The sequence below is a fragment of the Gilliamella sp. W8136 genome (assembly GCF_016101285.1).
GTDB lineage: Bacteria > Pseudomonadota > Gammaproteobacteria > Enterobacterales > Orbaceae > Gilliamella > Gilliamella apicola_N.
The window spans coordinates 101,813-111,741 of sequence record NZ_JACFQU010000015.1 but is presented as its reverse complement, the minus strand read 5'-3'; the positions used below and the strand labels follow the sequence as shown (position 1 = coordinate 111,741).

Annotated in this window: 11 protein-coding genes; 7 read left to right on the top strand and 4 right to left on the bottom strand. The window is 31.0% G+C overall.

The window, feature by feature from the left end:
- Positions 1 to 687 precede the first annotated feature (687 nt).
- The 4 genes from H3T96_RS11215 to H3T96_RS11200 form a co-directional block, all read right to left on the bottom strand.
- A complete protein-coding gene (locus tag H3T96_RS11215; RefSeq protein ID WP_198248650.1) occupies positions 688 to 2,805 on the bottom strand; it encodes a peptidase domain-containing ABC transporter in 2,118 nt (705 codons plus the stop codon).
- Positions 2,805 to 4,070 carry an HlyD family secretion protein gene (locus H3T96_RS11210; protein WP_086325898.1) on the bottom strand — a complete coding sequence of 422 codons (1,266 nt, stop codon included), beginning with the start codon at positions 4,068 to 4,070 and terminating at the stop codon, positions 2,805 to 2,807. Before H3T96_RS11210 ends, H3T96_RS11215 begins: the two co-directional genes overlap by 1 nt.
- Before the next feature lie 184 nt (positions 4,071 to 4,254).
- Complete coding sequence (locus H3T96_RS11205; RefSeq protein ID WP_144092663.1) at positions 4,255 to 5,145, bottom strand: hypothetical protein; 891 nt, start codon at positions 5,143 to 5,145, stop codon at positions 4,255 to 4,257.
- Positions 5,146 to 5,231: 86 nt separating this feature from the next.
- Positions 5,232 to 5,414, bottom strand: coding sequence for a hypothetical protein (locus H3T96_RS11200; RefSeq protein WP_086325896.1), 183 nt, complete (start codon positions 5,412 to 5,414; stop codon positions 5,232 to 5,234).
- Positions 5,415 to 5,816: 402 nt separating this feature from the next.
- On the opposite strand from H3T96_RS11200, the gene H3T96_RS11195 reads away from it, so the two are divergent.
- The 7 genes from H3T96_RS11195 to H3T96_RS11165 all read left to right on the top strand — a co-directional run bounded on the left by H3T96_RS11195 (position 5,817) and on the right by H3T96_RS11165 (position 9,921).
- Positions 5,817 to 5,969, top strand: coding sequence for a type IV toxin-antitoxin system AbiEi family antitoxin domain-containing protein (locus tag H3T96_RS11195; protein ID WP_144092661.1), 153 nt, complete (start codon positions 5,817 to 5,819; stop codon positions 5,967 to 5,969).
- A gap of 9 nt (positions 5,970 to 5,978) precedes the next feature.
- Entirely contained in the window at positions 5,979 to 6,119 is a 141-nt protein-coding gene (locus H3T96_RS11190; protein WP_186279271.1) for a hypothetical protein, read from the top strand.
- A gap of 267 nt (positions 6,120 to 6,386) precedes the next feature.
- Positions 6,387 to 7,109: a GntR family transcriptional regulator gene (locus H3T96_RS11185; protein ID WP_086325895.1), complete on the top strand. Its 723-nt coding sequence runs from the start codon at positions 6,387 to 6,389 to the stop codon at positions 7,107 to 7,109.
- The gene (locus H3T96_RS11180) at positions 7,106 to 7,789 is read left to right on the top strand and encodes a GntR family transcriptional regulator (RefSeq protein ID WP_086308202.1); all 684 of its coding nucleotides are present in this window, start codon (positions 7,106 to 7,108) and stop codon (positions 7,787 to 7,789) included. Before H3T96_RS11185 ends, H3T96_RS11180 begins: the two co-directional genes overlap by 4 nt.
- An 11-nt stretch (positions 7,790 to 7,800) precedes the next feature.
- Positions 7,801 to 8,268: a PTS sugar transporter subunit IIB gene (locus H3T96_RS11175; RefSeq protein WP_086308201.1), complete on the top strand. Its 468-nt coding sequence runs from the start codon at positions 7,801 to 7,803 to the stop codon at positions 8,266 to 8,268.
- A gap of 17 nt (positions 8,269 to 8,285) precedes the next feature.
- On the top strand, positions 8,286 to 9,119 hold the full coding sequence (locus H3T96_RS11170; protein WP_086325894.1) for a PTS sugar transporter subunit IIC: 834 nt from the start codon (positions 8,286 to 8,288) through the stop codon (positions 9,117 to 9,119).
- On the top strand, positions 9,100 to 9,921 hold the full coding sequence (locus H3T96_RS11165; protein WP_144092659.1) for a PTS system mannose/fructose/sorbose family transporter subunit IID: 822 nt from the start codon (positions 9,100 to 9,102) through the stop codon (positions 9,919 to 9,921). Before H3T96_RS11170 ends, H3T96_RS11165 begins: the two co-directional genes overlap by 20 nt.
- The last annotated feature ends 8 nt before the right edge of the window (positions 9,922 to 9,929 follow it).

Below are 9,929 nucleotides of genomic sequence, written 5' to 3'. Positions count from 1 at the left end.
GCTATGATAATTTTTAAATCTCGACTATATTTTGACATAAAAAGACCCCCAGTTATTGGTTGTCCAACTATTGGGGGTCACTTCACTCATTGAGTAGGCTTTTTTATTATCATAGATATTAACCTAATTCAAACTTAATATATTTCCCTAAAAAATTCGGTAAGGAACTCGAATAAGCCATCTTTGACTTTTATAAAGTACACCACACACCAAAACATTATGACATCGTCTAGCTGTGATTAATTTACTGGTAACTTATTTGATTTACAAGAAGTGAGTAGATCGTGTTCATACTAATCGTTAGGTTGTAAAACAGAGATATCAACACTCTGTAGCCCGTGTAATAATACTCTTTTAAAAAAACAATTAGTCTCGTAAAGATACTGTGCGTTATCATTCTTCCGTCGTGGCTCTACTTCTCTTATCTACAGATAATTTAATTTACGTAAAAGAATTTACTCGCTACTCATAAGAAAGATCATTTGTTTATGAAAGCGGTGGAAATGCTACTTAACCTAAAAGCAAAAACAAGCAGAAAATGGGCAAAAGTACACTGCAACATGGTTGTATAAAAAAGCCAACACATTGGCAGATTAAACTTAAATTACTCATTCAGAGTTATGCAATTGGGATGAGCTACTCACGATTAAAGATCGTTAAAGCATAATAAACTATAATACCAATTACTCACTTTAAAGTATCAGAAACTATAATACCGTTATTCAGCACAATAATTCTATCTGATGCATTAATAGTTTCTTGCCTATGTGCAATAACTATTTTTGTAAAATTATACCGTGACATTGAGTTATTTACAGCAATTTCATTCGAAATATCTAAATGACTAGTCGCTTCATCAAGAGCTAAAATTTGGGGTTTACGATACAATGCTCTAGCCAATAAAATTCGTTGTTTTTGTCCTCCAGATAATCCGGTACCAATATCTCCAATAAGAGTATTATAATTCATTGGCATATTAATTATTTCATCATGAATTGCGGCATCAATGGCACATTTTTCTATCTCTTCAAAATTGGGGGCAGACTCAAAAAAACAAATATTTTCAGCAATAGTCCCTGTAAATAAATTATCCTCTTGCATTACTGTTGCAATTAGTTTTCTATAAGCTTTTTTGTCAATAGTTGAAAGTGGAATATCTCCAATAAAAATTTCACCTTCAGTGGGAGGGAGTAATCCTAATATTATTTTCATTAATGTTGTTTTTCCACATCCTGAAGCCCCAGTAATTGCCAAACATTGTCCCATAGGAATCGATAAATTTATTTTATTCAAAACAAAAGGTTCATTAGGTGAATAACGAAAAGAAACATTATCTAGCTTAATAACTAAATCTAATGTTATATTCTTTTCGAGAAGTGGATTAGTTTTTGAAGTATTTTCTGTTTGACTCAATACAATATCAGCTAAGCGTTCAACATGTATTCTTAACATTAAAATATCACTAATTTTATCTATTAATGAAATGATTCTATCTGTAAATTGTTCTTTATAACTTACAAAAGCAAATAACATACCAATTGAAAACGTAGCATTCAAAATTAATGTTGATGCAAACCAGATTATAATGATCTTATCTAAACTAAAAATTAATTTATTTGCAAAATTTATTAATAAAGAATATTTCTCTTTTCTAAGATGTGCATTATATTCTTTTGCAGATAAATTCATCCATTTAATAGCTCGTTCTTTTTCGTAGTTATATAATCGAATAGTTTGCATTCCTTTCATTGACTCTAAAAAATGACTTTCTTGATGAGCTTGATTTATAATATATTCTGAAATAAGATTTTTTTGTAAATCAAAAGCAAACCATCGTAAAAGAGCATAAATAAAAATGCTTAAAAAAGAAATCATAGCCAATGTCGTATTATATAAAAACATCATTATGAATGTTGTAATAACCAACATACCATCAACTAGACTAGCAACCACTTTTGTTGTAATACCATCTTGTATTTCTTGGATTGAATGAAATCTTGATAGGATATCAGCAAGGCTTCGTCTTTGAAACCATTCTAATGGCAAATTCAATAGATGGTTTAATACATTTCCTCGCCATTGATAATTTAATTGAGTGGAAAAAACGGTAATAAACCAATCCCTGACGATTTCAATAAACACACGTAACAAGGCTAATAATATAAAGCCAATTCCTAATACTGTTAATAAATTCTTATCGGAGACAGCAATAACATCATCAACAACCCATTGTAAATACAATGGTGAAATTAACATGCAAATTTGGATCATGATTCCTAAGATAAATAACTGTATCAAACCTTTGTTTAGACCAACAACATTTCCCATTACAGATCTAAGCGAAATTTTTGAAGAAGTTTTCTGTGGAGAAAATGATGAAGAGGGGATTAATTCAATGGCAATTCCAGTGAAACATTTTGATACATCTTCAAGCTTTAATTTAATTTTACCTATAGCTGGATCGTGAATATATGCAGTGTTTCCTTTTACTTTTTTTAGAACAACAAAATGATTCAGGTTCCAGTGCAAAATGCAAGGACATACAAGGTTTTTCAGGTTATTTAGATCTAATTTAATAGGGCGACAATTAAACTTCAAATCGATCGCAATATCCATTATATTTTTGAGTGAGGCTCCACGTAAAGTAAAAGGATATTTCTGCCTGAGTTCTCGCAAACTAAATTCAATTCCCCAATATTGAGCAATCATACCTAGACATGCTAACCCACATTCTGATAACTCACTCTGCAATAATATGGGTAATTTCTTTTTACTAATAAATGTTAAATTTAATTTATTTTTCATTAATTATCGCCATGAATACTGAATAAAGGTTCAAATATCCATTCATATATTTTTCTTTTTTCTAACATAATATTGGATTCTAGAGACATCCCTACTTTTAGAGGGTAATTCTTACCATACGCTAAAATATTTTGATTATTTAATTTCACTTTAACTCTATAATACGCATCTTTCTGATTATTAAATTGTTGTGAGTAAATACCTAGCGATGTTAATTCATTCAAATACAACGTGTTGCTTGAAATTTCATCAACTATTCCTTTCTGTTGACCAAATTTTTGATATGGAAATGCATCGTATCGAATTGATACAGGTAAGCCAACTTTAATAAAACCAATAGCACTCGATGGAATAAACAAATTAGCTTCTAGTTTAGGATTTTCAGGCAATAGTGTTGCTATAATAACATTATCACTAATACTTTGCCCTTTTGAAACCATAATAGTACTGATGACCGCATCTTTTGGTGCGACAATAGTCATCAGTTTTAATCCCTCATTTTCAATAAGTTCTTTTTCAATTGAACTCATTTCTTGTTCAAACTTTGACGTTTCTCTTTTTTCTTGTAATGGTATTTGGAGCAATTCAACGTCTAAATCATAAATTTTACGATTTGTAGATTCTAGTTTTTGTTTAAGGTCAAATAATATAGATTTTTGGTCAAGTAATTCTGATTGTCGGTTATTATATTCAATTACTGAAACAGAATCCGAATTAAAAAGTTTTTTGTACTTTTGTGATATTTCATCGGCAATTTTAACTCGTTCTGTTTGTACTGCTATTTGAGATTGTAAAATAATTTTTTCTTCTTCTAGATTTTTCTTTGTTTGTTGTATTGAGATTTTTTTTACATTATTTTGTTCTAAAAAAATTTTATGCTGAAATGATAGGGTATTTTTTTTATTAGACAAAAACTTATGTACCGCATCATAAGTGGAACTGTACTTTAAATTTCTTAGAACAAATAGAGGTTGTCCCATTTTAATTGTTTGGTTTTCTTTTACCAAAATTTGGTCAACGATGCTAGGCTCTGAAGATAAAATAGTAACTATTCCATCCACCGGAAGTAAAGCACCATTTACATGAATTTTTCTACCATAATCAAAAAAAATCAAAAGAAAAATTACTGCAATAAATATAATTAGAAATAATACATTTATCAACTTTATGCTATAAGGAGTAATAAGCATTATTTGACCGACAATAGTTATCTTATTATTTTCTAAGCATTCTCTTCTAAAGAGAGATTCATTTGATTCATTCATATTATTGAAACTAATCTTTAAAACACTAAAATTGTTTAGTTACTCAAACATTTGCTATATTCTAGTGTTTAAATACACTTGCCATATTTTATATATAAGAACCTATATCTATATTAAAATATCTCATAAATTTAATGTTGTGTTACTGCCTAAATACAATAAGACAGCACTCCAAATGCCAATTTTATTGATTTTCTGCTTCTTCTGGATGAGGTTTTATCCATATTTTTCTATTTTTAAAATCAACTTTAACTACATGGTTATAAAAAAATCCATAACCTAAAACTCCATCAAATGGCATTTCATCGGTAATATCATCTAGCACAGCGAAAAATTCTTTAACATTTGGCATATCGACGAATGAAAGCTCTGTAATAGGAAACGGTACATCCTCTTGCTGTATTAATTCCGCTTGTTTAGATAGTCTTTTTGACATAATTGCATTAGAACCAGCACCAGTATCTAATGCTAATATGTAATTTTTTGCATTATCCGTGACATTTACCAACAAATGTCCTTTGGAACTAGTAGAAAAGGGAATTTCAAACCAATCGCTTGCCAATTGAGTAGTGAAATCATCAGATAAGGTCAACTTGTGACTACGAACATCAAACGTAACCATTTTATCAATAAATAGACCTAATCCTGCAACTGCTATTTGTTTTTCATTCATTTCTTGTTGCTGTTGGGTGGTTATCTTATCACCCGATTCAATATCGACAACAAATCCCCAAGGTTGATATTCCTCTACCTCTAACTGTTCATAAAACAAATCGTTAATTCTCAAATTACGTACAACGAATTGTCGACTATAGTGAACATTTCCTAACCCATCAGTGAATTTTAATTTATCCTTTTTTTCAACTTTATCTTCAATTTTATTAATTATATTTAAAGGTAAACTTAAAGCAGTTGTCGAGCCAGTATCTAATTTAAAATCAACATTCTCATTATTGATTTTCAATGATATCATTTGTTGCCCAAGATCATTTTCATTTAGCAACCATTCGACTTCTTTAGCTTGGACGAACGCGGTAAATAATGTCAAAATAGCAATAATTAATCTTTTTTTCATTGTAGTATCTCTAATAATAAGATTGTAATATTACATAGCTAGTTACATTACCACATAATATTACAATCTAAGAACTCACTTAAAGGCTAGAATCGCCATTCATAACCAACCCCAGCAGAAATTCCCTTACGGCGTCCTGATTTACGTCCTTCAACCCAAACGAAACCTCCCGCACCATTCACCGAACTCAATTCTCGTCCACTAAGCTCTCTCATTTCAGAACCGTTTAATTCCGAAGAATCAACTTTTTTATTTTTTTTAGTAAACATAATTACTCCTTAGTTAAATTAAAATAATGTTGCTTGCAAAACAAACAACACAATTACTTTAACATTAATGATAATGATTATCAATATCATTTAAATTTTTAGTTATTTATAACTTTCAAAATTAATATATAAATAACTATATTGTTTATATTTTTAATACTTAAGTTTTCCAAAGGTTTTTTGTATATATCGCCAGGTAGGTATTTTATCGAGGAGATAATTTATCTTATGTGGTAGGCTTTTTAATTTTACGATTTTAGTTAACCAAAAATGGGATCTCCCCCTTTAGCTAATAAATATATATCAACTGGTTACAAAAAATGATCTGCTGTCTATATGCAATCACGAATAGAGCCCCAATGAATATGCGCATGTTACTAGACTTATCAGCTTAGAATATCAATGATGATCTCATTAATTAAATCCTCACAAAGAACAAAGCATATAGATAAGACCAAAATAAATTTAGGATCAGAAAAGAGGAATGTTGTGCCAAATGGTAAATTTAATAGAAAATATCAAATTATAGTTCCAAATAATTTTATTAATATATAGGTGTTTCAAATGGATAAATATTCATCTTATTACCAACAAGTAAAATTATTGCTCGCAGTTTTGCCTTTTGCAAAAAATAAAACGGATAAAATGCGAGTAATCCTCTCTCGCCGACCAATTTTAAATAAAAAAGCCTACTCATTTGAGTAGGCTTTTTTATTATCTGTCCATTGCTTCTTATTTCTTATATTTAATCACTTTCATTAATTAAAACTAATCATCTGAATTAAATAGATTAATCACCATTATTAATTTTATCTGAATTATTTTAATAGATTACGATAAAAATTGTGATCTCTATATCAATTTTGGTTCTCAAAATTGACAACATGTATTTTTTTTATTATTTTTTAAGATATCTTATATGGATTAAGATATATCTAATGGATAAAAAAGCCCACAAATGGAGTGTGACCTTTGGAATATCGTGATATCGCTGTAAAAACAGATGTTGAAGAAAAAATTAGAGCTAATCTCAACATAATTAAAGATAAATCGACAGAAAGAGGACTTGCCGAATACTTTGGTGTCAGTCGAACCACGGTACGCAACGCCTTGAATGATTTAGCGATGGAAGGATATGTTTTTCAAAATGATAAAAACTTACCATGCCATAAAGTTTTTGAAATTAATATGCTAAAGATGTCTTCATTTAGTGAAGAATTCCAAAAAGAAGATGATATTCCAATCAAAATAAAAGTACTTTCTAACCAAATAATTAAAATGCCTGCTGAGTTGAGGGCATTCTTTGGTTCAAATGATCCTTTAATTAGAATTATTCGACAACGCTTTTTAAACCAAGATCCACTCTCTTATGAAATTACTTATTTATCATCACCAAAATTTAAAGATTTAGATAAGATAGATTTAAACGGTATTTCTCTTTATCAATTTTTAAAAGAACACTACCATCTGACACCAAGCCACGGTAGAGAAGAGATTACTTATGAAGCAGCAACTGATGATAAAGCCAAATATTTACAAGTTGCTCAAGGCACACCAATTTATAAAGTATCAAGTTATAGTTTTGATAATAATTTCCAACCATTTGAACACACCGATCAGTATTTAGTTGGCAATCGATTTCGATATCATTTATCGGCTAAAAATATCTTCAATTATGAGGTAACACATCAATGAAGTTATTTGAAAAAATAGCCGCTCATTTAATGGATGAGATAAATACTGGACATTATAGAGTTGGCGCTGAATTACCCCCTGAAGGACAATTACAAAAGGATTATGATGTCAGTAGAACAACCGTTCGAAAAGCAATTGATTTGCTGGTTGATAAAAATATGGTGGTTAGGAAAAAAGGCGTTGGTTTATTTGTTGCACCAACCTTATCTACCCAAAATATTTTAGAAATGACAGGAATTATCAAACCACATATTTACCAAAATCATAAAAAAATTATTAAAGAGGCCTATTTAAGGCAAGCCGGAAGTTACTATAGCCAGTTATTAAAGATAAAACCCTCCGAGCTTATCTATTACATCAGTTTTTTAGAAGTTGCAAAAAACAGTGTAGTTAAAGAAATTTTTCTCTTACCTCTTAATAATTTTCCCGATTTCCAAATATCTATAATCAAAGTTTTATCAGCGCTCGAAATCACTAATTCGGGCAAAAAAAAGGTCGATAAATTAGAGCAAGATTTACAGCTAATTGTGGCAAATGCTGAATTAGCAAAACAGCTACGATGCAAAATTAACGATCCATTATTTAAAATTTCTAATCACTATTTTGATATTAATAGAGAACCGATAGCCATTGAATATAAGTTTGCTAGTAATACTAAATATGTGGTCGATTTCACCTAGGAGGTAACCAAATGATTAAATTATTACGTGTTGATCACCGTTTAGTTCACGGTCAGGTCGTTGTTTCATGGTTTGAAAATGTTGGCGCTAATACTATTTTAGTTGCCAATGATGCTGTAGCGAGTGATGAACTTCGTAAATCAGCAATTCGGTTAGCTAAACCAGAAAACGCAAAATTGGTAATGAAGTCTGTTGATGACAGTATTGAAGCAATTAACTCGGGCGTAACGGATAAATATCAAATGCTAATCGTCGTTGAATCCGTTGCAGATGCAGAAAAATTGATCCGAGGCACTCAAGGGAAAATCACTAGTCTTAACTTAGGAGGAACTAAACCTCGTGATGGAACTAAGAATTACTCTAAAACGATCAATTTAACAGAATTAGAAGCAGATCTATTAGCTGGATTACAACAAGATGGTGTTGAAGTTTACATACAACAAATACCAAATGAATCTAAGCAAAAATTTGAAAAATAGACAAAAAGGAACACAAAATGAGTATTGTTATTACAGCAATTATTTTGGCCTTGATTGCTATGTTAGCTAATGGTGAATACTTTTTAGGTTCATCTATGTTATCAAGACCTCTCGTTACCTGTACTTTAGCAGGATTAGTAATGGGAGATATCACCCAAGGTATTATTATTGGTGCAACCTTAGAATTAGCCTTTGTTGGTTCATTTTCCATTGGAGCATCTATCCCGCCAGAAATTATATCAGGGAGTGTACTCGGAACGGCTTTTGCAATTGGAGCCGGTAAAAGTACGGCTGTTGCTCTAACTTTAGGTATTCCTATTGCTTCTCTGGTACTAATTGTTAAAAACTTATGTTTCTTATTTATTTTACCTTTCTTTGTTCATAAAGCAGATAAGTATGCGAGTGAAGGAAACGGTAAAGGGGTTGATCGGATGAATATCTTCGGTGGTTTCTTTTCCATCAACCTCCCAATTGGATTAGTGGTCGGACTTTCTTATCTATTTGGTAGTGAAGCAATTAAAGGCTTGCTTGAAGTGATTCCGGATTTTGTCATTAATGGTTTAGGAATCGCAACGGGCTTATTACCTGCATTTGGTTTTGCTATGTTAATGAAAATTATGATCAAAAAAACCAATGCAACATTCTTTATTCTTGGTTTTGCTGTAGCTGTATATATGAAAGTACCTGTCACTGGTGTTGCTATTTTTGGCGCATGTATGGCGTTAATTCTTACTGGTTATTCGTCATTTACCGGCAAAAAATTAACAACCTCAGACAATCAAGAAGTTAATAATCATTCAGGCAATGCTTTAGTAGGACAGGAGATCGACTATGAAAATGAAGAATTCTAAACTTTTAACTAAAAATGATTTAATGAAAACCTTTTGGCGTTCTTTTACTGCGGAGTGGTCATGGAATTATGAACGACAAATGAATTTAGGTTATTCTTTTGCAATCCGTCCCGCTTTAGAAAAAATTTATAGTCAAAAACCAGAACAATTAACTAGCGCTTATCAAAGACATTTAGAGTTTTATAACGTTACGCCTTGGCTAGTTACTTTCCCGTTAGGTATTTCCATTGCTATGGAAGAGCAAAATGCCCTGAATGATGATTTCGATGAAAGTTCAATTAATGATGTCAAAGTTGCATTAATGGGACCATTAAGTGGTTTGGGTGATTCATTCTTCTGGGGAACCTTACGAGTTATTGCCACAGGTATTGGTACGTCATTAGCAATGCAAGGTAATATTTTAGGACCACTTCTGTTTCTATTAATTTTCAATGTTCCTGCTATTTTAGCTCGTTATTATGGTCTATTCGTTGGTTATAACATTGGTGCATCTTTTATTGAAAAAGTTCAAAAGACGGGGTTGATGGATAAATTATCTTATGGGGCTTCTATCTTGGGGCTATCGGTTGTTGGGGCCATGGTGGCGACGATGGTGACACTCAATATGCCATTAACAATAGGTTCTGGCGATGATGCCACATCATTACAGGATATTTTTAATGGTATTGTGCCACAAATATTACCTTTGTTATTTACCTTATTTATCTTTTTTTTAGATAAACAAGGAATTAAAGCACCTTGGATTTTATTAATTATAGCTTGTATCGGTATTTATGGCGCTTGGAGTGGATTATTAGGATAATAAGGGGA